This window comes from Bartonella sp. LB28NMGDW (assembly GCF_042194435.1).
In the GTDB taxonomy this organism is placed as follows: domain Bacteria; phylum Pseudomonadota; class Alphaproteobacteria; order Rhizobiales; family Rhizobiaceae; genus Bartonella; species Bartonella grahamii.
On the sequence record NZ_JBHIMX010000173.1, the window covers coordinates 1 to 540 of the forward strand.

At 44.3% G+C, this 540-nt stretch carries 1 protein-coding gene; it reads left to right on the forward strand.

Translation table 11 applies throughout. The annotated features are described in order from the left end of the window. Window positions 1-540: ShlB/FhaC/HecB family hemolysin secretion/activation protein (locus ACFIKG_RS09855; protein WP_375652260.1), on the forward strand; the 540-nt coding region annotated here is incomplete at both ends.

The window sequence follows — 540 nt, forward strand, 5'->3', positions numbered from 1 at the left end:
TTGGCAATTCTTGGCGCTTATGACGATAAAGAGCAAGAGAATGCAACAAAAAATTCACCCAAAGGGCAATTTTCCAAATTGTCTTTTTCTCTAGGCTACGTGCGTCCTTTTTCGCTTCACCAGTATAATTTTCGCTATAACACACTGTTTTCAGGACAATTATCACCCGACACGTTGTTTAGTTCAGAGCAAATATCGCTTGGTGGTAGTTCCTCTGTGCGCGGGGTGCGTGAGGCGATTTATTACGGCAATAATGGGGCGTTTTGGCGTAATGAATTGTCGCTGTTGTTGCCAGGTTTTTCTTCGAACATGGGGCGTAAATTTATGAGCCAATTTGCCCCTTATATGGCGCTTGATCTGGGGGCTGTAGCCAATGATGCAAACAAAAACAGTTTTGGCGGGAGCCTCGTTGGGGCAACTCTTGGTTTCCATGCAAGCGGAGACATTACGGATGTTGATGTGTCTTATTCGAATATTTTAACCCAATCGACAGTGCGAGAAAAGGGAAATTCGACAGGGTTATTTCAAGTACGGGCATTA